The following is a 26,550-nucleotide window of genomic DNA, read 5'->3' on the forward strand; positions in this document are numbered from 1 at the left end:
GTGCGGAACCGTAGGTCGGACGACGCAGGTGAGGGTCTGGCTCGCACACCGGGTTCGGCGGGCTCACAGTGGCGCGACCGCACCGGATTTTCACCGGTTTCCTCTCCTGCTGTCGCAAGTGCAGGTGATGCTACCTGGGGCCGGACGTAACCTGGGACCATGGTCGACTCCCGTTCCCGCCCCGACGCGTGCCCCGGCGCGCTGCAGGTCCACCAGGCCGCCGACGGTGCGCTCGCCCGGGTCCGCCTCCCCGGAGGGGTGCTGACCTCCACCCAGCTGCAGGCCCTCACGGAATCGGCTCGCGACCTCGGGAACGGTGAGATCGAACTGACGTCCCGCGGCAACGCTCAGCTGCGGGCGGTCCGCGACCCGCAGGAGTTCGCCCGGCGTCTCGCCGACGTGGGCCTTCTGCCGTCGGAGACGCACGAGCGGGTGCGCAACATCCTGGTCTCGCCGCTGACCGGCCGGATCGGCGGTCTCGCGGACCTGCGTGATCTGGTCGCCGAGCTCGACCGGGAGTTGTGCGCGGATTCCGCGTTGGCGGAACTGCCCGGCCGCACCCTGTTCACCCTCGACGACGGGCGCGGCGACGTCTCTGCGCTCGGCGGCGACTTCGGCGTCCACGCGGTCGGCGAGACGGAGGTCGCCCTGGTCCTCGCGGGCCGGGACAGCGGCGCCCGGATCACGACCACGGAGGCGGTGTCCGTGCTACTCGACGCCGCCCGCGTCTTCCTGGAGCTGCGCGATCGGCACTGGCGGCTGTCCGAAATCGCCGACGGGGTCGAACAGACCCTGTCGGCATTGACGCTCGCTCCGACCGCCGACCCGGTGAGCGGATTCGACGAGCACCGGCCGCCCATCGGGTGGCTCGACCAACCGGACGGCAATGTGACTCTCGGCGGCGGTCTGGCGTTCGGGATCCTCGACGCCCGGCTGGCGGAGTTCCTCGCCGCGGTCGAGAAGCCGGTGATCGTCACGCCGTGGAAATCGGTGCTGCTGTGCGACCTCGACGAGTGGACCGCCGAGCAGGTGGTGCGCGTCCTCGCCCCGCTGGGCCTGATCTTCGACGAGAACTCACCCTGGCTGAGCGTGAGTGCCTGCACCGGGCAACCCGGCTGCGAGAAGGCACTGGCCGATGTCCGCTCCGACGCGCGGGACGCCGTCGGGAGCGGTGAACTCCCGGTGGAGGGCCGGCAGCACTGGTCGGGCTGCGAACGGTGCTGCGGGCGACCGAAGGGGGACGTCGCCGACGTCGTCGCCACCGAGACGGGTTACCGGGTGGAGGAGCCGTGAACGCGGTCCCTCTATCGTGAGCGGATGATCGAGTACATCCGAGACGGCGCGGAGATCTACCGCCAGTCCTTCGCCACGATCCGCGCCGAGGCGGATCTCAGTGCCTTTCCCGAGGACGTCTCGCAGGCCGTGGTCCGCATGATCCACGCGAGCGGTCAGGTCGATCTCGTGGACGACGTCGCGTTCACCCCCGGTGTCGTGAAGGCCGCCCGCGCGGCGCTGGCGGGCGGCGCCCCGATCCTGTGCGACGCGCAGATGGTCGCCGCCGGCGTCACCCGCAAACGTCTCCCGGCGGACAACGAGGTCCTCTGCACGCTCCGTGATCCGCGGGTGCCGGTGCTGGCGGAACAGATCGGGAACACCCGTTCCGCCGCCGCGCTCGAACTGTGGGGCAGCAAACTCGACGGCGCCGTCGTGGCGATCGGCAACGCCCCGACCGCCCTGTTCTACCTGTTGGACATGATCGAGTCCGGTGCACCCCGGCCCGCAGCGATCGTGGGCGGTCCGGTCGGGTTCATCGGTGCCGCGGAATCGAAGGAAGCGTTGATCGAGCACCCGAGCGGACTCGATTATCTGGTGGTCCGCGGCCGCCGCGGCGGCAGTGCCATCACGGCGGCGGCCCTGAATGCGATTGCGAGCGAGGTCGAATGAGCTCCGAACAGCGTGCCACCGGGAAACTGTGGGGCGTCGGCATCGGACCGGGCGACCCGGAACTGGTGACGGTCAAGGCGGCGCGGGTCATCGCCGAGGCCGACGTGGTGGCGTTCCACAGCGCCCGGCACGGCAAGAGCATCTCCCGCGGGGTCGCGGCGCCGTACCTGCGCGAGGGCCAGATCGAGGAGCATCTCGTCTACCCGGTCACCACCGAGACCGTCGACCATCCCGGCGGCTATCACGGCGCGATGGACGAGTTCTACGAGGAGGCGTCGCAGCGGCTCGCCGCCCACCTCGAGGCCGGGCGTTCCGTGGCGCTGCTGGCCGCCGGTGACCCGCTGTTCTACAGCTCGTACATGCACATGCACAAGAGGCTGGCGCAGCGCTTCGACGCCGAGGTGATTCCCGGAGTCACGTCGATCAGCGCCGCCTCGGCCGCACTCGCGATGCCGCTCGTCGAGGGCGAGGAAATTCTCACCGTCCTCCCCGGGACCCTCCCGCAGGGCGAGCTGACACGGCGTCTGCGCGAGACCGACGCCGCGGCGATCCTGAAACTCGGACGCACCTACCCCGCCGTGCGGCAGGCGCTGAAGGACTCCGGGCGCATCGACGAGACCTGGTACGTCGAGCGGGCCAGCACCACCCGGCAGAGGATCGACGCCGCCGACGACGTCTCGGACGGCGACGTCCCGTACTTCTCGATCGCCATCGTGCCGAGTCCGTCGAACACGCGCCGCGGCGACGCGCCGCCCGCCGGGGAACTCGTCGTCGTGGGGCTCGGACCCGGCGACCAGGCGTGGACGACACCGGAAGTGCAGCACGAACTGTCACTGGCCACCGACCTCGTCGGCTACGGCCCCTACATCGACCGGGTTCCCGAACGTCCCGGCCAGCGCCGCCACTCCAGCGACAACCGGGTCGAGGCCGAACGCGCCGCGATGGCACTCGACCTGGCGAAGAACGGCGCCCGCGTGGCCGTCGTGTCGTCCGGCGACCCGGGTGTGTTCGCGATGGCCGCCGCCGTGCTCGAAGTCGCGGCCGAGGAACAGTGGCGCGGTGTTCCGGTCCGGGTCCTGCCCGGCATGACCGCCGCGAACGCCGTGGCGAGCCGGGTCGGCGCTCCCCTCGGACACGACTACGCCGTCCTGTCGCTGTCGGACCGGCTCAAGCCGTGGGACGTCGTGGCGCAGAGGATCTCCGCGGTCGCGAGCGCGGACATGGCCTTCGCCGTCTACAACCCCGCGTCGAAGTCGCGCACCTGGCAGGTCGCCGCGATGCGCGACCTCGTTCTCGAGCACCGCTCCCCCGACACCCCGGTGATCATCGGCCGCGACGTGGCCGGTGCGGAGGAGTCGGTGCGGGTCGTGCGGCTCGCGGACCTCGACCCCGCCGAGATCGACATGCGGTGCCTTCTCATCGTCGGCTCCTCCATGACGACCGTCGTCGAGAACGAACACGGGACGAGGGTCTTCACGCCCCGGCGTTATCCGGGCTGAGTTCCCGGTCAGTCGATTCGGCCGGAGCGGAGTTCGGTCACCGCGATCCGGGCGGCGTGCCCGATCGCCGCATCGACCACGGGCAGCACCGGGTCCGCACGGGCTGCTCGGGTGAACACCGAGACAGCGACGGGAATCTCACCGGGAAAGGTCACGACCGCGACCTCGTTGCGGATGGCGCCGATGGTCCCGGTCTTCCCGGCCACGTCCACGTCGGAGTACGGGAATCCGGAGCGGATGCGGTGCTGCCAGACCTGCGCGGCCATCACCTGCCTGATGAACTCGCCCTGCGGCCCGGGCACTGCCCGGCCGGTCCAGATCGCGTCGAGCAGCGTGGTCATGTCCCGCGGGGTGGTCGCGCTCGCGAAGGACGGGTCGTAGGCCGACACGGTCCACGCCTCGTCGTTGTCGGCCAGCGCCGCGAATGCCTCGGCGGTGGTGTGCGCGTGGGCGTCGATCACCAGACTGCGATGCGCATCCGCCGTGCCGCCGATGACGCGGGTGCTCGTCATGCCGAGTTCGGACAGCATCTGCTCGATACTCTCGAGTCCCACCTGCCCCAGAACGAGATCCGCGGCCGCGTTGTCGGATACGGTCATCATCGACAGCGCCAGGTCCCGCCAGCTCAGCACGACGGGATCACGGAACGTCGACACCCCGGTGGGGCCCGGGGTGCAGTCGGCCGGGTTGACCCGGACGGTCGCGGTCGGCACCACCGAACCGGAATCGAAAGCGCGGCACAGGGATACGAGCAGCGGCAGCTTGTAGACGGACGCCAGCACCACGAGGTCGTCCGCACCGACGGCGATGTCAGCGCCGTCGTCGGCCGGCGTTCCGACCCGGCGGGCGTGCAGCCATCCGGTGCACCCGGCGTCGGCGAAGACGTCGCAGATTCGTTTCACTGCCGGCGAGGTCATCGGTCGGCCTTCAACAGCACCCGGTCGAGTGCGGCCGCGGACGATGCGACGTCGGCACCGGAACGCCAGACGATGCGCAGCCGCAGGGCGAGGTCTTCGCGCAGCATTTCGACCCACGCCACACCCGGCGTCGTGGTCGGCGCCGTCGTCGTCACCCCGAAATGGCCCCCGGCCGCCACGTGAGCGAGGAGTTCCCGCGGTCCCGTCGCGACCACGATGTCCGGGTCCAGGCCCCGGGCCCGCCACCCGTCGACGAACAGGTCGTGGGCAGGCGGGTTGTCCGAGCGTGGGCCGGTGGCCAGCGCCAGCCCGCGCAGCATCCGCACCTGCGCCTTCTTCGCGGTCGCCGCCGGATGGTCGTCCGGGACCACCACCCACCGCCGGAGCTTCAGCACCGGTCCGCTGCCGAGACCGGTCAGCAGGGCGGGATGTTCGACCACTGCGACGTCGAGACTGCCCGCGCGGACGGCGTCCACGAGTTCGGTGGTGGACGCCGTCGTCGTCACGACCCGGGTGGGCCGGGGTTCGTCCGCGTCACGGAGCGCTCGCACACACCGCACCACCACGCCGTCGGCCACCGAGTGCGGGACCCCCCACCGCACCGCCGCGTCGCGACCGCCGGCGATGCGGTGCGCTTCGTCCTCGAACCTCGCCGCGTCGGCGACGAGAAGTCTCGCGCGCGGGAGCAATTGGCGCCCGGCGTCGGTCAGCCCGACACCCCGGGCACTCCGATGCACCAACTCCGTTCCGAGTCGCTGTTCGAGGCGCCGCACTCCTTGCGACAGCGGCGGTTGCGTCATCCCGAGTCGCGAGGCGGCGTTGCCGAAGTGTCCCTCTTCCGCAACGGCGACAAAGAAACTCAAGTGGCGGAGCAGATCCATGGCGATCATTCAACCAGTTCCGACCGCCCGCACCGGCCGGTGCGATCAATTCCCGTGCACAAAACGGGGCCCCGAACTGGGGTGATAGCGTATCCGACTCGCGGCGACGCCGCAGTCGTCTTTGCGCTATGAGCGGGGGCACCCGACATTGGATCAATGCTCACACACCGAGATCATCCGAAACCCCGGCTCACCGGCACCGGCCGTCGTGGCATCTACGCTCTCGCTCTGGCGCTACCCCTATTGGTGGGAGCGTGCACGGCCACGGCGGAACATGCCCAACCCCCGACGTCGGTGGCGACGGCACCGGATCTTCGGTCACTCGACGCGAAGATCGACGAGTTGGAGGCGCGATACTCCACCCGGATCGGGGTGACTGCCGTCGATCCCACGACCGGCGTCACCTACAGCCACCGGGGTGACGAACGGTTCGCGATGTGCTCGACGTTCAAGGCGTACGCGTCCGCCGCGGTCCTGCGCGCAACGGAGGACGGGTCGGCGTCACTCGACAAGGCGATCGTGATCGAACCCGCCGACCTCGTCGAGAACTCGCCGGTCACCGCCGCTGCCGCGGGCACCCCGATGTCGTTGGGGCAGATCGCCGAAGCGGCACTGACGCAGAGCGACAACACGGCCGGGAACTACCTGCTCCGGGAGATCGGTGGTCCGGCTGCGATCACGGCACTCGCCCGCGACCTCGGCGACGAGAGCACCCGACTGGATCGGTGGGAAACCGAACTCAACACCGCGTTCCGCGGCGACCCCAGGGACACGACCACACCGAACGGTCTCACGCAGGGTGTTCGAGCGCTGCTGCTCGGCGACGCTCTCGACACCGCGAGCCGCGAGCAACTTCTCGACTGGATGCGGGCGAGCAAGACCTCGGACAAGCGGATGCGCGCCGGTCTGCCTCCCGGATGGACTGCCGCCGACAAGACCGGTGGCGGCGGCTTCGGCACCGCCAACGACGCCGGCGTGGCCTGGACTCCGGACGGCGACCCGATCGTCCTGACCATCCTGACCGACAGCCTCACGAATCAGGAAGACGCGCAGGGCAACAACCAGGCGATCGCCGACACGACCGCCGCCGTCATCGAGGGCCTGACCGCGTCGTGAGCCATCTGTGCAGGGTCGTCGCCAGTTCGACGGGTGCGCCAGCGGGGACCGACATCGCGCATCACCCGCTCGAGACGTCGACAGGCGCCTGTGCGTGGGGAGGGGTGCGCCCGGCCGCGAAGGCGCGCAGACTGGAGGTCGGGAGGTCAGGAGGTCATCATGGGTATTCTGCGCGGCCTGCTCGGCGTCGTCCTCGGGATCCTCTCCGCCGTGCTGGGCACGGTTCTGGGAATCCTCGCGGGCGTGCTCTGGCTCGTCGGGGCGGTGCTGTGCGCGACGGTCATCCTGCTTCCGCTCGGCATCCCCGTCGTCAAGCTCGCCACTCGTCTCTTCTCCCTTGCCGGGCAGCTGATGCACGTCCCCTGACGGCCTGCCCGGGCACGCCGCCCGCCGGCCGGCGCTACATCAACTCGCGTCCCGTTGCCTGCAATTCCAGATAGTCGCGCACCAACAGGCGCGAACCCGGCGTGGATATAGCAGTCCAGGGACTGTGTTTGGAAAACTGGGGTGCCATCGATTCGGGTAACTCCTCGCGACACCGGATGACCGCCCGGAGTTGCGGCGTCAACGAGTTCCACCACGCGTCCAGAGCGCTCCGGCACTGGGACAGATACTCCGAGACCGGCCCTTGGAGAACCGCCATCAGCGGCAACGCATCGGCTCCGGCGGTGATACTTGCGACGCACGACTGCCCGCACACGGTCATGACCTGCCCGATGAACTGCGGCGGCATGATGCCCTCCGGATTTCCGAGCAGTGCGAGGCGTGCGCCATCGGAGAGGGCTTCATACGCCTTCTCCGGGTCGACTGCCTTGTCACCCACGACCCGAACTTACCCGCCTCCCACCGTCCGCTCCGCGGAACAGCGGTATGTCGTCCGTTCGACCTGCGCGTATCGGCGAATCGGCTCCGGGCCGCCGGCGCGCTCACGCATCATGGGATCGTGTCCGGCGATCACCGAACGAGGTCAAGCACCGGCCGCCCGCTGGCGGTCGTTCCGCCGGGAGCGGGCGCCGCGGCAATGTCGTGCGGGATCGTGTCGGCGCTGCACCTCGCGGAGTTCGAGGCCTTCTCCCGGATGTTGCGTGGATCATATTGATGCCCAACGCGATTCGGCACCGAGTGCCGATTGCGGTCGGATTGACTTCCCCTGATGTGCGTCGCCACGCACCGCCAGGGGACCCATCGTGCGGCCCGGGGAAGGACGTCGCGCCACGTCGCGGCCCGGCGCCTCCGCCTCGTCGGCGAGGTCGAGGCTGAAGCGGTCGAACTGGGGTGGAGCGGCGTTCATCCCATCGAGACCGCCAAGGTCATCACCTCCCTCCCGCCTGTGACGATTCGCACCAAACCAATTAGGCAGCCGAACCAACGCTGACATTCGTATCCATCAGGTGGAGGATGAAACAGACCGGTCTCGCTCCGATCGCGGGAACGGGTTTCGTCGCGGCGGGTCGTTTCGAGCGATTCACCTTCTCCGCAGTTCCCGACCGAACGTGAGGCGGCCCAGATGACGGCAGAGAACGTGATGGGCGCGGAGAGCGCCGATCAGGAATGTCAAGACTGCGGCTACAAACCGGAATTGAAGCGAACTCTGGGCTCTTTCCAAGTGTTCGCAGTGTCGTTCGCGTTCATCTCGGTGGCGGTCGGGATCTTCGGGACGTACGACGACGTGCTCCGGAACGCGGGGCCGGTGGGGATCTGGCTCTGGGTCGTCGTGGCGTTGGGGCAGACCCTGGTGGCGCTGGTGATCGCCCAGTTCGCGGCCCGCATCCCACTCAGCGGGTCCTCCTACCAATGGGCGTCGCGGCTGGCCAACCCGAAAATCGGCTGGTTGTTCGGTTGGCTGACCTTCTGCTACTTGGCGCTCGGCGTGGTGACCGTCGACAATGCGATGGCGAGCTCCGCACTCATGCCGCTGTTCGGCATGCAGCCCGACGAAGACACCGCGCGCGTGATCACGCTCGTCGTGGTGCTCGTTCAGGCGGTTCTCGTCATATTCTCCACGCGCCTCGTCGGCTTGATCACCTCGGGCGCGGTCGGGCTCGAATTGGTGATCGTCGTGGTGCTGGCGATCGGGCTCTTCGTCGCTGTGGCTATCACGGGCGAGGGTTCGGTCGGCAACCTCACATCGCGCGGGATCACCGAGGGCGCCCCCAACTATTTCGCGATCGGCGGCGGGTTGATGGCCGCGATGATCTTGGGGCTCGCAACGCTCGTCGGCTTCGACTCCGCGGCGAACATGGCCGAGGAGGCCAAGGATCCCTTTCGCAGCGTCCCCCGCGCGATCGTGGGATCCGTCGTGGCGGCGGCGCTGCTGGGACTGGTGTTCCTGATCGCGCTCACGATCGCGATCAAAGATGTCCCCCGGATCAGTGCCAGCGACACGCCGGTGGCGGCGATCCTGCGTGATCAGTTGGGCCCGGTGATGGAGCGGACGCTGCTGGTCGCGATTGCGTTCGCGTTCTTCGGCGCCGGGATGGTGACCCTGGCCACCTGCTCACGGATGGTGTTCGCGATGTCGCGCGACGCTCGTTTCCCTGCTCACCGGCTGATGCGTCGGGTCAACCCCCGCACGCAGACACCTATTCCGGCGACCATCTTGATCGTCGTCGTCGGGGTCGTCCTGATGGCCACGCTGCCCGGTGGCGCACTGCTGGAGTTGCTCACGGTGGGCACGGTCATCTCGGCGGTCCTTTACGGCGGGATCGTCATCCTCTATCTCGCGGTGCGGAGTCGGCTCGATCGTAAGGAGGGCGCGTTCGATCTCGGACGCTTCGAGTGGCCGGTCGCGATCGGCGCGCTGGTGTGGTCTGCGGTCGTGCTGTTCGTGATCGTCTCGCCCTCGGAGGCTGTGACCTCCATCCTGATCGCGGTCGGCTTGCTCCTCGCCGGCGGGTTGTACTTCGCCTACCTGTTGATATTCAAACGCGAGGTACTCGACACCGAGCCGGGAAACGCCGATGTGTTCTCGCACTGATCTCGAGGTGACCCCATGACCGCCACCACCACCCACCTGACGGGTGAGGTCGTCCGTGCGGGCGATTCCGCGTACGAGGCGGCGCGGGTCGGCTGGAACCGGCTGTACTCCCGGTACCCCGAGGCAATCGTGTTCTGCTGCGACGTACAGGATGTGGTCAACGCGGTCCGGTGGGCCCGCGAGGAGGGCATCGCCCTGCGTGCCCGCAGCGGGCGCCACAGCCTCGAGGGCTGGTCGTCGCTGGACGGCGGCCTGGTCATCGATGTCAGCCGAATGAAGAACGTCGTGATCGACGAGGCGGCGCGGACGGCGACGGTAGGGACAGGTCTCACCCAGACGGAGGCTGTGGCAGCGCTCGGGCACCGCGGATTCGTCGTTCCGACCGGCTCGGAAGGGGGCGTCGGCCTCGGCGGGGTGATCCTCGGCGGTGGCTTCGGGTTACTCACCCGATGCCTCGGCATGGCCTGCGACAACCTCCTCGCCGCCGAGATCGTGGTCGCCGACGGCGCGCGCTCGGCGAAGGTGGTCGAGGCCACCGAGCACCACAACTCCGACCTGTTGTGGGCGTGCCGCGGCGGTGGCGGCGGCAACTTCGGGATCGCGACGTCCTACACGATGAGGCTGCACGAGCTCTCCGACGTCCACTTCGCGATCGCCCGGTGGACCGGACACGACCACCTGGGCGCCCTGCTCCGCACGTGGCAGCGGGACGCACCGGTCGCCGACGAACGGCTGACCAGCGCGCTCGAGGCCGATTCCGCCGCGGTCGAACTCTCCGCTCTGATGCACGGCGGCACCCGCCGAGAGCTGGACGCCGAGTTGAGCTCGCTGCTCGCGATCGGCGACCCCGAGGTGACGTACATGGACGGCGCCTGGCCGACCGTGTACGGCAACGTCGACCGAGGGCCCGACGACGTCCCCTTCTGGAAGTTCTACTCCCAGTTCGTCACCCGTCCGTTCCCCGACGACGCGGTCGATCTGATCGTCCGCTACATGGGCAACACGCCCAGCGGGCCGAGCAACTTCTTCTGCTCGAGCTTCGGCGGGGCCGTCCGGCACGCCCCGCCCGGCGGGTCGGCGTTCCCGCACCGCGACGCGCTGTTCTACTGCGAGCCGGGCGCGGCCTGGAACGACCCCGCGCTGCACGCATCGGCGCTGGGCTGGGCGGCCGACTTCTGGCGCGCGCTACGCCCGTACGGCGACGGCGCCTACGTCAACGTGCCCAACGCCGCCGCGGCGGACTGGGAGCGCGAGTACTACGGCTCCCACCGCACGCGGCTGCGCCAGGTGAAGGCCACCTGGGACCCGGGAAACGTGTTCAGCTTCGAGCAGAGCATTCCCCCGATCGCGGGCACGCCGTAGCCCGCGAGGCAGATCAGTCGGTGATGCCGCACCGGCCCTCGGCAGCGGAATCTGTTTCGGCGCCCGCGGCCGCGACGTAGGTTCGTGATGTGAGGGACGACGAACGGGCACGGCGGGCGCGGAGTTTCGGTCAGGTCGCCGAGTTGTACGACCAGTGGCGGCCCGGATACCCCGACGCCCTCTTCGACGACGTCGCCGCTCTCGCGCGATCAGGCCGAGTTCTCGAGGCCGGCGCCGGGACCGGTCGGGCCACACTTGCCCTGGCACAGCGCGGTGCGTCCATCATGGCGATCGAACCGGACGTCGCGATGGCCGCCGTCGCCAGGCGACGCACCCGGGGAACGAGGGTGGTGGTGCAGGAATCGACTTTCGAGGACTGCGACGCTGCGCCCGCCGCGTTCGACCTCGTCGTTGCCGCTCAGTCGTGGCACTGGGTCGAACCGCGGCGCGGCGCGGCCGTCGCAGCCCACGCACTCCGGGACGGCGGCTCGCTGTGCCTGTGGTGGAACCGGCCTCACGACCTCTCCGGTCCCACCTGGGACGCCATCGACGCTGCCTACGCCGAACACGCTCCCGCACTCGATCGCCATGCCGCGCCGCGCCTGCAACCCGACACCGAGGAGCAGGCCGAACCAGCTGCCGGCTTCGCACCGTGGACGTCCCGGACCTACGACTGGACGAACACCTACGACGCCGACAGCTTCATCGGGCTGATGCGGACGCAGTCCAGCCACGTGCTGCTACCCGCTGATCAGCGTGAACGGCTACTGGCAGCGATCCACGCCGCCATCACGCGTACTGGCGCGGGCAGCCTGGTGTACCCCTATCGAACGTTGTTGCTGACGGCACAGGTCACGTAGCGACGCCGATGCCGACATCGACATCGACATCGACATCGACCGAATGATCGCACCGCGCGGGCCGCAGAGATCCGCCTGCCGCAGAGATCCGCCTGCCGCGGCGACCCGTCGTCCGGCTACGGTCAGCATCGGGCGAGGAATCCCGATTCCCATCACCGGAACTCCTGTCACATACCCTTCCCGATAGAGGTAATTCGATGCGTCGGCGACTTCGTCCCGGGTCAGCGGCGAGGGTGCCCATCCGACCGTCTCCCTGATGACATCCGGGTCCAGAATCGGACTTCGGTATCCTTCCGTGACCTTCGCGAGAAGCCAACGCAGAACAGCGTCACGAACCGCCCATTGACGATCGGTAGCTGCATTCACATTTCAGTCCTCCGGTAGATGGCGTTGATGCCTGCATGCACCATAGCCATCGGCAAACAATAAGCAAGTCCATGAGCGTTCTTGCGGTTCTTAGGATCTCAGGAAAATCAGAGACGGACTGCGCGACTGGACTTCTCTGCCGGACTGGGTATGGTCGAGGCCAGTTCGTGATTGCCACTCTCGAAAGATGGAGCGACAATGGCTGACAAGTCCGCCAAGAGTTCGAAACAGTCCGCACGCGCCCTGAAGGAGCGCCGGGCAGAGAAACGAGCAAGAGCCCAGGAGTCCACTCGGATCCCCCGAAAACGTAAGGGCGGGTGAGTATCCGGAACGGACGTTTCAGGGAGGCAGAGAAATGACCTAGCCGGCCGAGGAGGTATTCAGGTCCACGGCGGCCTGAAGGAGTGCTTTCAATGCCTTCTCGTCGATCTCGTCGCCCTCGTGGAAGTCGATGGCACGCCTGGTATTGCCTTCGAGACTGGAGTTGAAAAGGCCGGAAGGGTCGTCCAACGAAGCACCCTTCGCGAAGGTGATCTTCACGGCATTCTTGTACGTCTCACCGGTACAGATCATTCCGGCGTGCGACCACACAGGGACTCCCCGCCATTTCCACTCCTCGACAACCTCGGGGTCGACCTGCTGGACGAGAGTGCGAACCCGGGCGAGCATCTCCCCCCGCCAATCACCCAGCTCCTCGATTCTCGCATCGATCAGCCGAGAGGGACACTCCCCTCCGCTACCTTCTTCAGATCCGCTCTGCCTCTTCTTCATTGTCGCCTGTCGCTCTCGTCGTGGTTGTTGCACTCACCCGTTCCCGAGTATCCTCGTCGGCCACCTTCATTGCATCACAATTCGCGTCGAGAGCGGCCGCGAACAGTGCCTCCGACGCGGTCAGAGTCGGTTCGGACCCGACCCCTCCACGGCGAGTTCGTCTTCCGGGTTGAGGAGATAACACGCTTTCATCGACAGGCAACCACACCCGATGCATCCGGTGAGCTCGTGCTCGAGGCGCTCGATTCTCTTGCGCTGGTCCTCGAGCTGCACCCGCCACAGCTTCGACACACGCTGCCAGTCGCGGATCGACGGCATCCGGTCGGCCGGGAGGGTCTCGAACACCGTTCCGACGTCCGCAAGCGGAATACCGAGCCGCTTGGCCACCACGATCAACGAGATCCGGCGGAGCATGTGCCGTTCGTATCGACGTTGATTCCCGGACGTCCGCGTCGACGAGATCAAGCCGAGCTGCTCGTAGTAGTGGAGGGCGGAGACGGCGACACCCGTCCGCCGGGACACCTCCCCGACCGAGAGCAGATCTTTCGGATCCAGCGACATCGTGATTTCCCCTTGACCTCGAGTCCACTCGAGATTTTAGCGTGGAACGCATGACAACGACCGCCGCGTCACCGGCCAGCTGGTCCGAACTGCTCGGGCCCCGATACCGCTCCACCTCTGTCGTCCTCGCCGGCGGCGTCGGACTCCACGCCGTCAACATCTTTCTGACCACGAGCCTGCTGCCCACCGCCATCGGCGAGCTCGGTCGCGAATCGCTGTACGCGTGGAGCGCGACCGTCTTCATGGTGGCGTCCGTCATCTCGTCGATGACCGTCAGCCGCCTGCTCGCCCACCGTGGGGCGCTCGGCGCGTATCTGTTCGCGCTGGCACCCTTCTTCGTCGGCACGATGATCTGCGCGGTCGGCCCGACGATGGAAGTCCTCCTCGTCGGGCGTGCGATCCAAGGTCTCGGCGGCGGTCTGCTCGCCGGTTTGAGCTACGCGGTGCTGCGCGAGGCGCTGCCGGAACAACTGTGGGCTCGCGCGACCGCCCTGGTCTCGGCCATGTGGGGCGTCGGAACTCTCGCCGGCCCGGCGATCGGCGGACTGTTCGCCCAACTCGGCCTGTGGCGGCTCGCGTTCGTCGCGCTGGCCGTGGTCGCCGCCGCGATCGCACTGATCGCTCCGCGGGCGTTGCCGCGCACCGAGCGTGTGCGCGGCGGAGAACCCGTCCCGGCCATGTCACTCGCACTGCTCACCCTGGCCACGATCGCGATCAGCGTCGCGGGCATTCTCGGCAACCGCACCCAGATGCTGGTGCTGATCGCGCTCGGGGTCGTGTTCATCGCTCTCTTCGTCGCCTGGGAGCGACGGTCACATCACCGAGTGTTGCCGCAGTCGACGTACACGCGGGCGTCGTCGCTGAAGTGGATCTACCTCACGATCGCGGTGCTGGCGTCCGGCACCGTCTCGGAGGCCTTCACTCCCCTTTTCGGTCAACGGCTGGCCGGACTGGTGCCGTTCGCTGCGGGATTCCTCGGCGCCATGATGTCGGTCGGGTGGTCCGTGACCATGATCTTCAGTTCCGACATCTCCCGCCCACGTGCGCAGACGGCGGCCAAGGTCGCCGGACCGGTCGTCCTCGCTGCCGGCCTCCTCGTGACGGCAGGTCTCTGGCGCGACGACGCCGGCCTCGGCACCGTGATTCTGTGGGCCGGCGCGCTCGCGGCCGCGGGCGCCGGGATCGGACTCGCCTTTCCCCACCTCATGGTCGCCGCCATGCGAAGCAGCGACGACGAGCAGGAGGGTGCCAAAGCAGCGGCCGGGCTGAACACGGTCGAATTGATCGCCATGGCTGTCGGGTCCGCGATCGCCGGCGTGCTGGTCAACCTCGGCGCTCCCTCTATCCTCACGTCCGCACGACTGCTCTTCCTCGGCCTGGGCGTCATCGCAACAGTCGGCGTGTACACCGCGTATCGCGCGACCCGGCACGCCGCCGCGACGTCGCCGGCCTCCCCTAGGACAGTGGCGTGAAATGTTCCGCGCGACGCAGGATGTCGTGGGCCCGGGCCAACTGCGGCAAATGTCCGCCATGAGTGACACGCGAACCATCCGCACCGAGGCGATCGATCGTCGTTTCGGCCCAGGAGATGTCGTCCGAATCCGGGGCCAGTGCAGTATTGATCACCAGCACCTGCTCCCCCGCGAGGGTGAGTTTTCCGGTCATTCCCATCTCGCGGCCCAGCCGGGTGTCGTCCCGCACCACCTCGGCGTCGAGCGACAACGTCGGTCCGTCGACCGGGGACCCGATCTGCGCCGCCCGGCTCGCGTTGACGAGCCTGGATCGGGCATAGGCCAACGCCATCGGGCTTCGCCCCGCACCGGTGTCACGACAGTAATCGCCGATCCCGAACGCGAGCCGAACGACGGGAGGGGTGCGAGCGATGTCGTCGACGACCACGATCGCTGCCGCGGATTCGACGAGGGCGACCACCGGGACACCGGGGATCTCAGCGGCCGTGTCACGGACCTGATCGGGGGTTTCGGTTTTCGAGAGCATGAGCCCCTGCAGACCCGGCAGACCGCGGATCGCCTCGAGGTCGCGCCGCCAGTGTGCGGTGGTGGCGTCGTTGATCCGCACCCAGCCTGCACGCTGTTCGAGCCACGCTGCAGCGCAGGCACGACCCTCCTCCTTCGCCGCGAACGGCAATCCGTCCTCGAGGTCGATGATCAGGGCGTCCGCACCGGACGCAGCCGCCGCGGCGACGACCTCGCTGCCGACCGCGGGAACCAGGAGCCAACTCCGCGCCATCGCGACGTCGACCTCCCTGCGCTGGGCAGTCTCCACACTCATGCTGTTCTCTCCTCGGCCATACCGAGGACTCTGCGCGGCACCGAGCAAAGACACACTCGACGAAGCGGAGTGCTGCGGGGCCTTCCGGTCACCGCTTCGGCAGGGTCGGTGCCCCCGCAGATCCCGTCAGAAGTCGAAACCCCAGGAGACCGGGTTGAACACGACGCGGTACCAGACGTCGGTTACGGCATCGAAGGTGCAGGGCACGATCACGACCCCCGACGTCTGCTCGAGCGCCGAGGCCTTTCCGCAGAAGTACTCCGCGCCTTCGCCGGACGTCTCCGCCCGGTAGACCGGTCCGACGTGCCACGGTTCGGCACTCGCCGTGCCGGCTCCCAGGGTGGCTCCGAGCACCAGGGGCGCGGCAAGAATCCCGACAAGTGCTGCGGTACGTCGAGCGGACTTCTTCTGCACGAGAGCTCCTTCGTTGGCGAAAACACGACAGTTCTGTGCGGTTAGGTCGCGCACGGCGGGTCGAGCGTTACGCCTGTTGTCCGTTGGCGCGCGGACAATTACCGGGGAGCCGACGCCCTCTGCTCGAACACCTCACTCGACCCGTTCTGCTCGGCGAGCTGCCGTGCACCGTCCAGGGCAGCCTGGGCGGCCGCCTTCACCGTGGCCGGATCCTCGGCGGTCGCGGGAACTTCCACCGGGTCGGGCGTCTCGACCGTGCCCGGGGTCTCGACGGCGTCCGGGGTCTCGACGGTACCCGGGGTCTCGACGGCGTCCGGGGTCTCCGGGGTTTCCGCGAGGTCAGGTGTCTCGACGGCGTCCGGGGCTTCCGCGAGGTCAGGCGCCTCGACGGGTTCGGGAGGCTTGATGGCAGGTGCCGGAGTCGGTTTCGGTACCTCGACGGGCGCGGTGCCGCCCTTCTTCAGATACTGGCCGCAAACAGGCCATGCGCCGGGGCCCTGCGTTTTCAGGACGTTCTCGGCAACCCGGATCTGCTCGGCTTCACTGGCTTCCGAGGGGTCGCCCGTTCCGCCGTTCGCCTTCCAGGTCTCCGGCGTGAACTGCAGGCCGCCGTAGAAACCGTTTCCTGTGTCGGTGGTCCAGACGCCACCGCTTTCGCATTCCGCGACTTCGTCCCAGTCGTGCGGCGCGGCGGACGCAATTCCGGCGGCCAGTGCCAGTAGGGCGGTGGCGACCGCGCCGATCAGGGCGATCCAGCCGAGGGTGCGTTTTCGAATAGTGCGAGTGATCATGCTGGCTCAATCCTCTCCGCGCGTGCGGACGGGGTATGCCTGCGACAACGGTCGCTGCCGGCTCGGCATCACCTTTCGGTGCCTCGTCCCGCGCCTCGAAGGTGTCGGGATTCCGAACCCGCGTGCACAGATTTGCAGCGGCGGGCCCCCGAACGTGGCCTCCTCCCGAAATTCACACGGCATGAACAAGGTACGGATGTCCGACTATTGAGATGCGGGAGTGAAAATTGTGTAGTTCTGAGGTTTCGATACCATTCCGACGTCATGTCGTGATAATTTCGTGACGCAGTAAGCGTGAATGTGAATGATGTAGGGGCCCATTCGGTCCCGCTCAGCCCTTCGGTCTCGGTCGTGATACGACACCGATAGAGGGTTGTGCGTGCGATCGGACCGACCGGGTGAGATCGGTGAACTATCGGGCGCCCGTTTTCGTGAATAGGTTATGACCGTTCGACAATCCGGTCCGGCTCCGGAATCCGACGGGATGTGGTCGACAGCGCTGGCCCGGGGACTCATCCGCGAGGACGCGCTGCGCTCGACGCGGTACTCGGACACCGGATATATCGACCTCCTCGAGTCGCATCCACCGACACGACGCACCATCGCGCAGCGGGCGATGACCAACAGAACCGTTGCCGCGGTCTACGAACGACTGTGGCGGCCGGTCGTCGTCGCGGCGCTGAGCCTGCACGGACTTTCCATCGCCGAAGAGCGCGAACGGGCCGCCGCGGCCATGGAACTCGACGGCGGGCAACGAGTGCTCGACGTGGCATGCGGTCCGGGCAATTTCACCAGTTTCTTCGCCGACAGGCTCGTCGGCGACGGATTCGTCATCGGAGTGGACAACTCGCCGGCAATGCTCGAGCGCGCAGTCCGCGACAACAGTCGCACCCGGGCGGTCTACCTCCACGCCGACGCGGTCAGCCTGCCGTTCGACGACCGGACGTTCGACGCCGTCTGCTGTTTCGCGGCGCTCTACCTCGTGGCGGAGCCGTGTGCCGTGCTCCGCGAGATGGTACGGGTGCTGGCGCCCGGTGGCCGGATCGCGGTGACGACCAGCTACGGTCGCGAGTCCCTCTTCCTGCGGAAGGGACTCGAGCTGGGCGCAGCATTGTGCGGAGCGCGGGTGTTCGACCGCACGACCGTCCCGGCCTTCCTTGCCGCCGCGGGGCTCATCGACGTCGAGCAACAGCTGCGCGGCATCTCCCAGTTCGTCACCGCCCGCCGCAGCAGGTGATCGGACCTGCCGAGGAGGAGTGGCTGCGACCGTTCGGGATGCTCGAAGGTTCTCGAGGTCGAGTTGCGGTTCGAACACGTCCGTCGCGCAGTCGATCTCCCCCACCTCCCGGATCCGCGAAGTGCGGACGGCTCCGCGGGACGATCGGGGCACAGTGTACTGGTCTTTGGTGGCGAGCGACATCTTCCGAACACCGCTGCACATGCGTAACATCTACACCATCTCGCTGGAATCCCTGTGGAGGCCGACGTGGGTGGACTTGGTATCGATCTCGGAACTGCCAACACTGTCGTCGGAACCCCCGACGACGGGATCGTCTTGAACGAACCATCATTCATGCTGGTTCGAACGAAGAATCCGCATCGCGCTCTCGCGATCGGCACGGAAGCGCGCAGCCTCGTCGGCCGCACACCGATCGGCATCACGCCGGTTCGGCCGATGCGCCACGGGGTCATCGTGGATCTGGAGTCGGCGCGCGCCTTCGTCACAGCCGTCATCAAGCGGGTGTCCCCGTCCCGGCGGTACGGTCTGCGCCCGAAGGGTGTCATCTCGGTACCCGCGGGCGCCACCCCGCTCGAACGTCGCGCCCTGCTCGAGGTCGGACACGAGGCCGGTCTGCGGAAAGTGGGATTGGTGCCGGAGCCGGTGGCGGGAGCGCTCGGCTGCGGGATCAATCCGCTCGAACCGCGTGCCCACCTCGTCGTCGACATCGGCGGCGGCACTTCCGAAATCACCGCCATCTGTTTCGGTGGCATTCTGTCCCACCGCAGTTGCCGGCTCGCGGGGGACGAACTGACCAACGCGCTGTACCAGTACCTGCGGGCAGAGCACAAGATCGTCGTCGGCGAGCTCACCGCGGAGCGAGCCAAGCTCGGTGCACCCGACACCGAGGAGGGTCAGTCGCTCGTCGTGGAGGGGCGCGACGCCGTCACCGGCCGGGCACGATTCGTCACCCTCGAGACCGAGGAGATCGTGGATGCGTTGCGGCCGACAACAACCGGAATCGTGCAGACACTGACCGAGGTTCTCGAGGACCTTCCTCCCCAGGCGATCGGTGACGTGATGTCGGAAGGGCTACTCGTCATCGGCGGCGGGGCGATGTTGCGCGGTCTGTCGCAGCTGCTCGAAGAGTCCTTCGGGTTTCCCGTCAAGTCGGCCGAGCGCCCGCTCACGTGCGTCGCCGAAGGCGCGACGGCGTGTCTCACGCACCCTGAGGTCGTTGCCGCCTACAGCAGCTGATCACCGATTCGGCGGCGGGGCAGGCGGTCGCGGGAAGTAGCGTTCGAGGATTTTCTTGACCACCGGTCCTGAAGTCGCGGACCCGAATCCGCCGCCACGGACCAGCACCGACACCACGATTTCGGGAGCGTCGAACGGCGCCACCGCGGAGAACCAGGCGTTGAGGCCCTCCCCCGGCGCCGACGGATCCTCCGCCGTGCCGGTCTTCGCGCCGGCCGGCACCGGGAGATCGGCGAGTTGTCCTGCGGTACCGGCTGCAGCGGACGCCCGCATCCCCGCCCGCACGGGACCGAGTCGGTCTGCGAACGGTAGGCGCTCCGGTGCCGCTGTCGGGATGGGAATCTGTTCCGACCCGTAGGCTGCCGCGAGCTGAGGCGTCACAATGGCGCCGGTGGCGATGCCCGACGTCCACCGCGCGACCTGTATCGGGGTCGCGCTGACGGTGCCCTGCCCGATACCCATCAACAGCGTCGAACCGGGATACCAGGTGGCCCCGATGCTTCCGACGTTCTCCGGGGTGCCGAGAAATCCCTCGGCCTCGCCCGGAAGATCGATCCCGGAACGCCGGCCGACGCCGAGTTGCCCTGCGACGTCCGCCATCCTCTCCGGGCCCAGGAGTTCACCGAGCTTGTAAAAGTAGACGTTGTCGGACCACTGGATGGCCTGCAGCAGGTTGTGTGGACCCATCGGTTGCCAGTTCCGGAAGGTGTGCCCACCGTAGGTGTAGGCCGCGCCGGTGTCGACCACCGTGTCTGGCGACAGCACCGGGTACTGGGTATTCGCCGCCGCGACGACGATCTTGAAGGTCGAGCCGGGCGGGACCGCGGTCTGGGTGGCGTTGTTGACCAACGGACTCGGCCCCGGGGTCTGGCTCTGCGCGGCGAGCGCGACGACGTCGGCCGGAGGACCGTAGACATTGTTGTCGGCCCCCGGGACACTGGCGAGGGCGAGCACAGCTCCGGTCCGGGCGTCCATCACGACGGCGGCAGCGAGGTCGCCCTTGCTGGTTCGCATCGCCTCCACGAGAGCGTCGGTGGCCAGGTTCTGCACCCCGAGGTCGAGGTGCAAGCGCAGATCGTGGCCCCGCACCGGGTCCACGCGCTCACCGGTGGCCACAGGATGTCCGGACGGATCGACGTACATGCACTGTTTGCCGTCGCTGCCGCGGAGCAGCGCGTCGTACTGCTTCTCGAGTCCCGCCTTGCCGACCCGTGATCCGAGCGCGAGATGCGGCCAGCGTTCCATGTCGTCGGTGTCGGCGACCCCGACGTGTCCGAGGACGGAGGCGAACACCGCACCGTACGGGTACTGCCTGCGGCCGGACGGCACCACGAGGACACCGGGAAGTCGCGCGTCCACGATGCGCCGGGCCTGGTCGGGCGTGACTCGGCCCACGACTACCTGAGATTCCCCTTCCCCACCGGCGTCGATCAGATCCGCCAACGCGTCCGGAGACGTGGCGAGCAGCGCGGCGAGCCGGTTGCGGGTGTCGTCGTCGTTCTCCTGGAACATCCGGGCGACCACCGCGACGGTGTACTCGGCGACGTTCACCGCGAGAGGAACACCGTTGCGGTCGAGGATCAGTCCGCGCTCGGCAGGCAGGCGGATGCACCGCATCATCTGCTGGTCGCTCATCGCCCGGAATTCCGCACCCCGGTCGTGTTGCAACTGCCAGGCGAACACCGACATCGCAACCAGCGCCGCGGTCATCGTCACGGTGCCCGCCGACATTCCGCGCGGGCGCCGGCGGCGCCGGGGATCCGGGGCCCACAGTGGTCGCGCGACGCCGTCCCGGCGCACCGCGAGTACCAGTCCGATGGCGGCGAATCCGACGATTGCGGCCGTACCTCCGTAGCTGAACAGAGGTATCGGCATCCCGGTATGGGGCAGCAGCGACAGACTCTGACCGATCGACACCAGCGCGTGGATCCCGAACAACCCGCCGATTCCGGCCGCGACGAGTGCAGCCTCCCGGGTCCGCGCCGTTCGCGCGGCGAGTGCGGCCCGCCACACGATGACCGAGGTCGCCACCACCACAGCCAGACCGGCGATCAGGCCCCACCCGTACACGAGGCTGGCGAACGCGAGATCGTGCTCCGATTCGGGAAGGAACTCCGCCCGCACGTCGTACAGCGGGTCACGCGCCAGACCCCACAGGCCACCGCTTCCGATCGCGATGTTCGCCTGCAGCTCGGCCCATCCCGCCCCGGCGGGATCGGCGTTGCTCGACAGGAACACGTGCACCCGTTCGAGCTGGTAGGGGCGGAGGAAGAGCACGGCAAGCGGGAGCGACGCGATACCCAGCACGAACAGCGGAACGAGAGGCAGCAGCGGGACGCGGGCAAGGATGAGCATGAACCCCACCGTCGCAACGAGGACGACGGCAGTCGACAGGTCGGGTTGGAGTGCGACGAGTGCCACCGGCACGGCCGCGATCATCAAGGTCGCGAGGAATCGCGCCAGGCTGAACCCACCCGCGAGCATTGTTGCGGGCACGAGAACGAGAGCGAGCTTGGCCAGTTCGGACGGCTGGACGGTGAACATGCCGAAGTCCAGCCAGCGTTGGGCGCCCTTCGTCGCGACTCCCGCGAGGGGCACGACCGCCAGCAACACGGTCGCCACCGTGAAGACCGCCCAGCCGAAGGCGCGGAGATCACTCATCCGCAGACGGGACACCAGGTACATGACGCCGAGACCGGCTGCGGCGAAGAGCGCGTGCCGAACAGCATGTCCCGCCAACCCCGTCGAGGTGAGATTCAGGAGGCCGAGCAGTACGAGGACGATCGCCGCCCCGACGATCCACGGATCGGATTCCTGCTTGCCGTCGTGCATCCCTCCCCCCGGCGCCTAACAACGTGCGTTCTCGGCGGGTATCAGCAGAGGGTCGGACGCGGCGGTTGCCGGGGCACTCGTGATCGCCGCCACGGCGAGCGCGGCGCCGGGGGGCAGATCCGTCCGGACGATTCCGTATACCTGCTGCGACCCGGGGTGAACGGGCAGCGACACTTCGTTGCTCGGACGCACCTCGCCGGAACAGCGGTCGTACACGTTCACCCTCCAGGTCACGACACCGACACTCGCCGCCGGATCGAGGTGAACGTCGACCCGGATCTCGCACGCCTGTCCGGACACACACCGGCCGTCGGCGAGGGTGGCAGTGACCAGAGTGATCGGCCCGGCACTACCGGGGGCGCCGACATCGACGGGTCCGGGCACCGTGGCTCCACTGTCCGGTGCCGGCTCTGCTCGAGCAGCCGAGGGTTCCGGTGGGGGCGATACCGGACGAATCTGGTTCTGCTCCGAGGAATTCACCGGGTTGAGGACGGCATCCCAACCCCGACGCAGCTCCGACCACAGCCGTGGAGCCGTCCACACAGCTCCGACGAGAACCAGGATCGTGATCAGGCCCAGCACGCCTTTGCGTCGCGACGGCCGTCTACTTCTGCGGTGCCAGGGGTTTCGGACCGGTGGATACCAGCCATCCGGAGCGAGTGTCGATCCCGACACCGCGGACGACGGCGACAGCGTCTTCGCCTGCTCGGCCACCAACCGACCATCTGGAAGAGGGCGCCCCATCGTCGCGGAGACGAGGTCGGCGATCTGCTGCCGCTTTCTGCGCTCCGCGTCCGCGCCGACGTCGGGTCCGATCGCCCGACCGACCGAGTACACCAGACTGTCGAGATCTGTTGATTCGGTGATCGATTCGTCCAGTCGCTCGGCAAGTGCCGAACCCTGACAGTTCGCCGCGATACTGAGAACCAGGCTGGTCAGCGCATCGTTCATGTCGTGCCACGACGCCGCACCGACGGTGCACTCGATCGTGACGTGCCCTGCGTCGGACACCGTCACGGCATCGTCTCGGAAGCGGGTCGGGTAAGGGCCCTGACTGCGCGCGATCGCGATCTGGTCGAGCACATCCCCGACGAGCAGAGCAGCCTGCGCCGGTGTCACCCTTGCTACCGCAAGCAGTCTCCGGAGCGCGACACCACCGCCACCGGTGTCCTCGCGTGGTACGGGCGGTTCGGATCGGGCCTCGGCGGGCTCGATTCTCCTGGAGAGGAGCCCGGTCACTGCTTCGATCATCGCGCACCCCGAAACGCTATGCCTCCCGTACGGTTTGGAACGGACCGGAGCGGGGGGCGGCGGACCTTGAGCTGGGCTTACTCGCTGTCGAAATCCACTACAACTGTGTTACTTCATTTAACTCCGATCCGTGTGCCCGGAACATGGCTTTTATCCATCCGAGATGTGGACGCCCGTCGTTCGGCCGACTTGCCCTCGGTGACGAAGAAAACCTTCCGGTCGGACTTTTTCTGTGGCATCGTATCGAGACATGGGGGATTCCAACGTCGACGCAGTCGCCATCTATCACGCACACGACGACGAGCGGATCACTCCGATCGTCGCACTCGATTACGACGTCGAACCAGCGATGCGCCGCCCGCTGCTGCAGGCCCTCGAAGGGCGCGGGTGGCGCGATCCCAGCCCCGTGTTCGACGGAGTGGACGGACTGACGTCCACGGTCCTGTCGTTGCGACCGGTCGATGGACGCACCCTTCTGATCGAGGACGACACAGACGTCCTCTTCGAGGGTGTCGTCGTGCCGCCGGACGGGTGGATCGAACAGGTTCGCGCCCTCGGCGCGGTCGGCGTGATCGCCGGAGCGGGCATCACTTCCGCTCCCGGTTGGGAACGCCAACTCCCTCGCCTGGCCCGTGAGAGCGAGCTTCTCGGTTCGGTGGCCACCGTCACCCTCGCGAATGCCTTCGGCAGAAGGGATTTCATTGCGTTTGCCTACGGGGTGATTTCAGCGCTCCGCCCGTCATTGCCTGCCGAGGCGCTGCACTCCGTGAGCTTCGCGCTCGAGGACGACCGGCCCCACCGTGCGGTGATCGAAGCCGTGGGTAGCGCGGCGAGGCACCGGGTCGTCATGCCTGCACGAATCTTCGACATGGTGCACCGTCGTGCGACGGACCGCACGTCGTTCGGATGGCGGGACGCCAGGGCACTGAAGCGGCTTCTGCGGAAGGTCCGCACCGACGCCGGCACCAGCCCCTGACGCCCAGCCGCGCACTCACGGCGTGTTGATGTACTCCTGGATGGCCTGCTGCGCCTTGGGATTTCCCTGTCCGATGCCGACGATCGCGCCGGTGATGGCACCGATCGGCGTGCCGATGATGCAGCCTGCGAGGCTGCCGGGGAACATCGAGACACACCCGACACCCAGACCCATGAGCGCGCCGATCGCTGTCCCGGCCGCTCCCCCGTTGGCCCAGCCGACGCCGAGCTCGTTGAGCATGTTCTCGAGGGCCTTCTGCTTGTCGACCTCGTGCCGTCCGGGGATCTCGAGCGCCGGTGTTCCCGGGTTCGGTAGCACGGGGTCGGCGTGAGCGGTACCCGCGCCGAGTGTCACCGCCGCAGCGACGACCGCCGACATTGCCGATTTCTTGATCAAGTTCATCGCGATCCCACCCTGCTGAAGAAGGAAAAACCGGTTCCGACTGTAACTCGCGGCTGCATCATCGGTGGCGAAACCGCGGCATCGGAAGACTACCGCGGTCATCGCTCACCAGCGCGGGGAAAGTGTCAGCTGACTCGCCGATTGAACAGTCGCTTCGCCCAGAGATAGCCGACCAGCGCGATCCCGATGCTCCAGCCGACGGCGAGCACGGCACTGCTGCCGATGGGCCCACCGAGCAGCAGTCCTCGGATGGTCTCGATGACGGGGCTGAAGGGCTGGTATTCGGCGAACCAGCGGAGACCGGCCGGCATCGAGTCGGTCGGGACGAAACCGCTGCCGAGGAAAGGAAGCAGTACGAGCACCATCGGGAGGTTGCTCGCCGTTTCGACACTCTTGGATACCAATCCGAACGCGACCGACAGCCACGTGAGCGCGAAGGTGAACAGTGCGAGCACCGCGAACGCTGCGACCCACTCGCCCAGGTCGGCCGTGGGGCGGAATCCGATGAGAACGGCGACACCGACGACCACGGCGAGGCTGAGCAATGTCTGGATCATGCTGCCGACGACATGCCCGGTCAGGACCGACACGCGGGCGATGGCCATGGTGCGGAATCGGGCGATGATCCCCTCCGTCATATCCGTGGCAACGGAGATTGCGGTTCCCTGTGCAGCGCTCGCCACGGTCATCAGGATGATTCCGGGTGCGACGTAGTCGACGTATGCGCCGCGCCCACCGGCGGGGTCGCCGAGGCCCGCGCCCAGGGTCCCGCCGAAGACGTAGACGAACAGCAGTAGAAGGATGATCGGCATCCCGACGAGCATCAGCGTCATGGACGGATACCGGATCATGTGCCGGACGTTGCGTCGCAGCATCGTCGCCGAATCGCTCAGGGCGTAGCCCATGGTCGTCATCGCAGGCTCTCTTTCCGGGGTTCGGTGCGCTCGGTGAGCGCGAGGAAGACGTCGTCGAGATCGGGCGTGTGGACGGAGAGGTTCGCGACCTCGATGGAGGCGTAGTCGAGCCGATCGAGCACCGACCGCAACGACTGCACGCTGCCGTCGCTGGGAACCTGCAGGGTCAGCGCGTCCTCGTCTCGGGTTACATCGCCGAGCACTCGGGACGCGGCGGCGAACTCGTCCATCCCGGGCAGCTGCAGTGAGATGTGACCACCCGGAACGAGTCGCTTGAGTTGTTCGGGCGTGCCCTCCGCGACCAGTGTGCCGCCGTCGAGCACCGCGATCCGGTCGGCGAGCTGATCCGCTTCCTCCAGGTACTGCGTGGTGAGGAAGATCGTGACGCCGTCGGCGACGAGATCGCGAATGATCTGCCACATCGTGCGGCGGCTTCGCGGATCGAGGCCCGTCGTCGGCTCGTCGAGAAAGATGATCCGGGGATCACCGACCAGAGTCATCGCGAGGTCGAGCCGTCGACGCATGCCGCCGGAGTAGCTCCCGGCAGGCTTCGTGCCCGCCTCGACGAGATCGAACTGCGCGAGCAGTTCCGTGGCCCGCCTGCGACCCGCACTGCGTCCCAGATGGTGCAGATCCGCCATCAGGATCAGGTTCTCGCGGCCCGTGAGCAGGTTGTCCACCGCGGAGAACTGGCCGGTGACGCCGATCGTGGCACGTACCGCCTCGGGGTCGCGGATGAGGTCGTGTCCTGCGATGTGCGCGTCACCGCTGTCGGGCTCGATGAGAGTGGACAGAATCTGGACCGCGGTGGTCTTGCCGGCACCATTGGGTCCGAGGAGTGAGAAGATCGTCCCCTCGGCAATGTCGAGGTCGACGCCGTCGAGCACGAGCTTGTCGCCGTAGGTTTTTCGTAACCCCGTGGCCGTAATTGCCGACCGGGTGGTGATC

General features: G+C 67.7%; 26 protein-coding genes and 1 riboswitch. Of the genes, 12 read left to right on the top strand and 14 right to left on the bottom strand.

Annotated elements, in window-relative coordinates; all coding sequences use genetic code 11:
- Positions 1-10 precede the first annotated feature (10 nt).
- A riboswitch (cobalamin riboswitch) is annotated at positions 11-150 on the bottom strand.
- A gap of 9 nt (positions 151-159) precedes the next feature.
- The 3 genes from cobG to RJ1_RS09680 are packed head-to-tail and all read left to right on the top strand — an operon-like array spanning position 160 to position 3,443.
- Positions 160-1,293 (top strand): precorrin-3B synthase, encoded by a 1,134-nt coding sequence (gene cobG, locus RJ1_RS09670; protein WP_073359726.1) that lies wholly within the window; start codon positions 160-162, stop codon positions 1,291-1,293.
- A gap of 24 nt (positions 1,294-1,317) precedes the next feature.
- Complete coding sequence (locus RJ1_RS09675) at positions 1,318-1,944, top strand: precorrin-8X methylmutase (RefSeq protein ID WP_073359727.1); 627 nt, start codon at positions 1,318-1,320, stop codon at positions 1,942-1,944.
- A complete protein-coding gene (locus tag RJ1_RS09680; RefSeq protein ID WP_073359728.1) occupies positions 1,941-3,443 on the top strand; it encodes a precorrin-2 C(20)-methyltransferase in 1,503 nt (500 codons plus the stop codon). The genes RJ1_RS09675 and RJ1_RS09680 overlap by 4 nt, the downstream gene beginning before the upstream one ends.
- Positions 3,444-3,451: 8 nt before the next feature.
- Here the strand turns inward: RJ1_RS09680 and RJ1_RS09685 are convergent, their stop codons facing one another.
- On the bottom strand, positions 3,452-4,360 hold the full coding sequence (locus tag RJ1_RS09685) for a serine hydrolase (protein ID WP_073359729.1): 909 nt from the start codon (positions 4,358-4,360) through the stop codon (positions 3,452-3,454).
- Positions 4,357-5,250: a LysR family transcriptional regulator gene (locus RJ1_RS09690; protein ID WP_073359730.1), complete on the bottom strand. Its 894-nt coding sequence runs from the start codon at positions 5,248-5,250 to the stop codon at positions 4,357-4,359. The genes RJ1_RS09685 and RJ1_RS09690 overlap by 4 nt, the downstream gene beginning before the upstream one ends.
- A gap of 147 nt (positions 5,251-5,397) precedes the next feature.
- On the opposite strand from RJ1_RS09690, the gene bla reads away from it, so the two are divergent.
- Entirely contained in the window at positions 5,398-6,357 is a 960-nt protein-coding gene (gene bla, locus RJ1_RS09695; RefSeq protein WP_073359731.1) for a class A beta-lactamase, read from the top strand.
- A 159-nt stretch (positions 6,358-6,516) separates the two neighbouring features.
- Positions 6,517-6,723, top strand: a complete 207-nt coding sequence (locus RJ1_RS09700; RefSeq protein WP_073359732.1) for a hypothetical protein — start codon at positions 6,517-6,519, stop codon at positions 6,721-6,723.
- A 34-nt stretch (positions 6,724-6,757) separates the two neighbouring features.
- Here RJ1_RS09700 and RJ1_RS09705 read toward each other — a convergent pair whose 3' ends face one another.
- Complete coding sequence (locus RJ1_RS09705) at positions 6,758-7,180, bottom strand: hypothetical protein (protein ID WP_073359733.1); 423 nt, start codon at positions 7,178-7,180, stop codon at positions 6,758-6,760.
- A gap of 684 nt (positions 7,181-7,864) precedes the next feature.
- Between RJ1_RS09705 and RJ1_RS09715 the strand changes: the two genes are divergently transcribed.
- From RJ1_RS09715 to RJ1_RS09725, 3 genes are all read left to right on the top strand, one after another.
- Complete coding sequence (locus RJ1_RS09715; protein WP_073359735.1) at positions 7,865-9,334, top strand: APC family permease; 1,470 nt, start codon at positions 7,865-7,867, stop codon at positions 9,332-9,334.
- 15 nt (positions 9,335-9,349) lie between these two features.
- Positions 9,350-10,696, top strand: coding sequence for an FAD-binding oxidoreductase (locus RJ1_RS09720; protein WP_073359736.1), 1,347 nt, complete (start codon positions 9,350-9,352; stop codon positions 10,694-10,696).
- Positions 10,697-10,785: 89 nt separating this feature from the next.
- Entirely contained in the window at positions 10,786-11,556 is a 771-nt protein-coding gene (locus tag RJ1_RS09725) for a class I SAM-dependent methyltransferase (protein ID WP_073359737.1), read from the top strand.
- Here RJ1_RS09725 and RJ1_RS49245 read toward each other — a convergent pair.
- The 3 genes from RJ1_RS49245 to soxR form a co-directional block, all read right to left on the bottom strand.
- A complete protein-coding gene (locus tag RJ1_RS49245) occupies positions 11,461-11,922 on the bottom strand; it encodes a hypothetical protein (RefSeq protein ID WP_378381314.1) in 462 nt (153 codons plus the stop codon). The two genes, RJ1_RS09725 and RJ1_RS49245, sit on opposite strands and share 96 nt — an antisense overlap.
- 360 nt (positions 11,923-12,282) lie before the next feature.
- The gene (locus RJ1_RS09735; protein WP_073359738.1) at positions 12,283-12,693 is read right to left on the bottom strand and encodes a DUF1801 domain-containing protein; all 411 of its coding nucleotides are present in this window, start codon (positions 12,691-12,693) and stop codon (positions 12,283-12,285) included.
- 120 nt (positions 12,694-12,813) lie between these two features.
- Positions 12,814-13,254, bottom strand: a complete 441-nt coding sequence (gene soxR / locus RJ1_RS09740) for a redox-sensitive transcriptional activator SoxR (RefSeq protein WP_073359739.1) — start codon at positions 13,252-13,254, stop codon at positions 12,814-12,816.
- Between the two features lie 50 nt (positions 13,255-13,304).
- Between soxR and RJ1_RS09745 the strand changes: the two genes are divergently transcribed.
- Positions 13,305-14,726 carry an MFS transporter gene (locus RJ1_RS09745; RefSeq protein ID WP_073359740.1) on the top strand — a complete coding sequence of 474 codons (1,422 nt, stop codon included), beginning with the start codon at positions 13,305-13,307 and terminating at the stop codon, positions 14,724-14,726.
- On the opposite strand, the gene RJ1_RS09750 is transcribed toward RJ1_RS09745, so the two are convergent.
- The 3 genes from RJ1_RS09750 to RJ1_RS09760 form a co-directional block, all read right to left on the bottom strand.
- The gene (locus tag RJ1_RS09750; RefSeq protein ID WP_073359741.1) at positions 14,710-15,546 is read right to left on the bottom strand and encodes an HpcH/HpaI aldolase/citrate lyase family protein; all 837 of its coding nucleotides are present in this window, start codon (positions 15,544-15,546) and stop codon (positions 14,710-14,712) included. The two genes, RJ1_RS09745 and RJ1_RS09750, sit on opposite strands and share 17 nt — an antisense overlap.
- Before the next feature lie 126 nt (positions 15,547-15,672).
- Complete coding sequence (locus RJ1_RS09755; RefSeq protein ID WP_073359742.1) at positions 15,673-15,960, bottom strand: hypothetical protein; 288 nt, start codon at positions 15,958-15,960, stop codon at positions 15,673-15,675.
- Between the two features lie 98 nt (positions 15,961-16,058).
- Positions 16,059-16,751 (bottom strand): transglycosylase family protein, encoded by a 693-nt coding sequence (locus tag RJ1_RS09760; protein WP_073359743.1) that lies wholly within the window; start codon positions 16,749-16,751, stop codon positions 16,059-16,061.
- Between the two features lie 442 nt (positions 16,752-17,193).
- Between RJ1_RS09760 and RJ1_RS09765 the strand changes: the two genes are divergently transcribed.
- Positions 17,194-17,988: a class I SAM-dependent methyltransferase gene (locus RJ1_RS09765; RefSeq protein ID WP_240320091.1), complete on the top strand. Its 795-nt coding sequence runs from the start codon at positions 17,194-17,196 to the stop codon at positions 17,986-17,988.
- Between the two features lie 249 nt (positions 17,989-18,237).
- Positions 18,238-19,227: a rod shape-determining protein gene (locus tag RJ1_RS09770; protein ID WP_073359768.1), complete on the top strand. Its 990-nt coding sequence runs from the start codon at positions 18,238-18,240 to the stop codon at positions 19,225-19,227.
- Here RJ1_RS09770 and RJ1_RS09775 read toward each other — a convergent pair whose 3' ends face one another.
- Together RJ1_RS09775 and RJ1_RS09780 are read right to left on the bottom strand one after the other, a co-directional pair.
- A complete protein-coding gene (locus RJ1_RS09775; RefSeq protein ID WP_073359745.1) occupies positions 19,228-22,059 on the bottom strand; it encodes an FtsW/RodA/SpoVE family cell cycle protein in 2,832 nt (943 codons plus the stop codon).
- Positions 22,060-22,074: 15 nt separating this feature from the next.
- Positions 22,075-23,310 (bottom strand): hypothetical protein, encoded by a 1,236-nt coding sequence (locus tag RJ1_RS09780; RefSeq protein WP_073359746.1) that lies wholly within the window; start codon positions 23,308-23,310, stop codon positions 22,075-22,077.
- Positions 23,311-23,560: 250 nt separating this feature from the next.
- Between RJ1_RS09780 and RJ1_RS09785 the strand changes: the two genes are divergently transcribed.
- The gene (locus tag RJ1_RS09785) at positions 23,561-24,286 is read left to right on the top strand and encodes a hypothetical protein (RefSeq protein ID WP_073359747.1); all 726 of its coding nucleotides are present in this window, start codon (positions 23,561-23,563) and stop codon (positions 24,284-24,286) included.
- 15 nt (positions 24,287-24,301) lie between these two features.
- Here RJ1_RS09785 and RJ1_RS09790 read toward each other — a convergent pair whose 3' ends face one another.
- From RJ1_RS09790 to RJ1_RS09800, 3 genes are all read right to left on the bottom strand, one after another.
- Positions 24,302-24,688 (bottom strand): hypothetical protein, encoded by a 387-nt coding sequence (locus RJ1_RS09790; RefSeq protein ID WP_073359769.1) that lies wholly within the window; start codon positions 24,686-24,688, stop codon positions 24,302-24,304.
- A gap of 125 nt (positions 24,689-24,813) precedes the next feature.
- On the bottom strand, positions 24,814-25,602 hold the full coding sequence (locus RJ1_RS09795) for an ABC transporter permease (protein ID WP_073359748.1): 789 nt from the start codon (positions 25,600-25,602) through the stop codon (positions 24,814-24,816).
- Complete coding sequence (locus RJ1_RS09800) at positions 25,599-26,549, bottom strand: ATP-binding cassette domain-containing protein (protein ID WP_073359770.1); 951 nt, start codon at positions 26,547-26,549, stop codon at positions 25,599-25,601. The genes RJ1_RS09795 and RJ1_RS09800 overlap by 4 nt, the downstream gene beginning before the upstream one ends.
- Position 26,550: the final 1 nt, after the last annotated feature.

The sequence above is a fragment of the Rhodococcus jostii NBRC 16295 genome (assembly GCF_001894825.1).
Taxonomy (GTDB): Bacteria; Actinomycetota; Actinomycetes; order Mycobacteriales; family Mycobacteriaceae; genus Rhodococcus_F; species Rhodococcus_F jostii.

Coding starts and splice junctions, on each gene's coding strand:
- bla (WP_073359731.1), top strand. CDS start 5,398: ATGCTCACACACCGAGATCATCCGAAACCCCGGCTCACCGGCACCGGC.
- RJ1_RS09745 (WP_073359740.1), top strand. CDS start 13,305: ATGACAACGACCGCCGCGTCACCGGCCAGCTGGTCCGAACTGCTCGGG.
- RJ1_RS09775 (WP_073359745.1), bottom strand. CDS start 22,059: ATGCACGACGGCAAGCAGGAATCCGATCCGTGGATCGTCGGGGCGGCG.
- RJ1_RS09735 (WP_073359738.1), bottom strand. CDS start 12,693: ATGAAGAAGAGGCAGAGCGGATCTGAAGAAGGTAGCGGAGGGGAGTGT.
- RJ1_RS09780 (WP_073359746.1), bottom strand. CDS start 23,310: ATGATCGAAGCAGTGACCGGGCTCCTCTCCAGGAGAATCGAGCCCGCC.
- RJ1_RS09720 (WP_073359736.1), top strand. CDS start 9,350: ATGACCGCCACCACCACCCACCTGACGGGTGAGGTCGTCCGTGCGGGC.
- RJ1_RS09790 (WP_073359769.1), bottom strand. CDS start 24,688: ATGAACTTGATCAAGAAATCGGCAATGTCGGCGGTCGTCGCTGCGGCG.
- RJ1_RS09675 (WP_073359727.1), top strand. CDS start 1,318: ATGATCGAGTACATCCGAGACGGCGCGGAGATCTACCGCCAGTCCTTC.
- RJ1_RS09690 (WP_073359730.1), bottom strand. CDS start 5,250: ATGATCGCCATGGATCTGCTCCGCCACTTGAGTTTCTTTGTCGCCGTT.
- soxR (WP_073359739.1), bottom strand. CDS start 13,254: ATGTCGCTGGATCCGAAAGATCTGCTCTCGGTCGGGGAGGTGTCCCGG.
- cobG (WP_073359726.1), top strand. CDS start 160: ATGGTCGACTCCCGTTCCCGCCCCGACGCGTGCCCCGGCGCGCTGCAG.
- RJ1_RS09700 (WP_073359732.1), top strand. CDS start 6,517: ATGGGTATTCTGCGCGGCCTGCTCGGCGTCGTCCTCGGGATCCTCTCC.
- RJ1_RS09760 (WP_073359743.1), bottom strand. CDS start 16,751: ATGATCACTCGCACTATTCGAAAACGCACCCTCGGCTGGATCGCCCTG.
- RJ1_RS09680 (WP_073359728.1), top strand. CDS start 1,941: ATGAGCTCCGAACAGCGTGCCACCGGGAAACTGTGGGGCGTCGGCATC.
- RJ1_RS09765 (WP_240320091.1), top strand. CDS start 17,194: ATGACCGTTCGACAATCCGGTCCGGCTCCGGAATCCGACGGGATGTGG.
- RJ1_RS09685 (WP_073359729.1), bottom strand. CDS start 4,360: ATGACCTCGCCGGCAGTGAAACGAATCTGCGACGTCTTCGCCGACGCC.
- RJ1_RS09750 (WP_073359741.1), bottom strand. CDS start 15,546: ATGAGTGTGGAGACTGCCCAGCGCAGGGAGGTCGACGTCGCGATGGCG.
- RJ1_RS09785 (WP_073359747.1), top strand. CDS start 23,561: ATGGGGGATTCCAACGTCGACGCAGTCGCCATCTATCACGCACACGAC.
- RJ1_RS09715 (WP_073359735.1), top strand. CDS start 7,865: ATGACGGCAGAGAACGTGATGGGCGCGGAGAGCGCCGATCAGGAATGT.
- RJ1_RS09795 (WP_073359748.1), bottom strand. CDS start 25,602: ATGACGACCATGGGCTACGCCCTGAGCGATTCGGCGACGATGCTGCGA.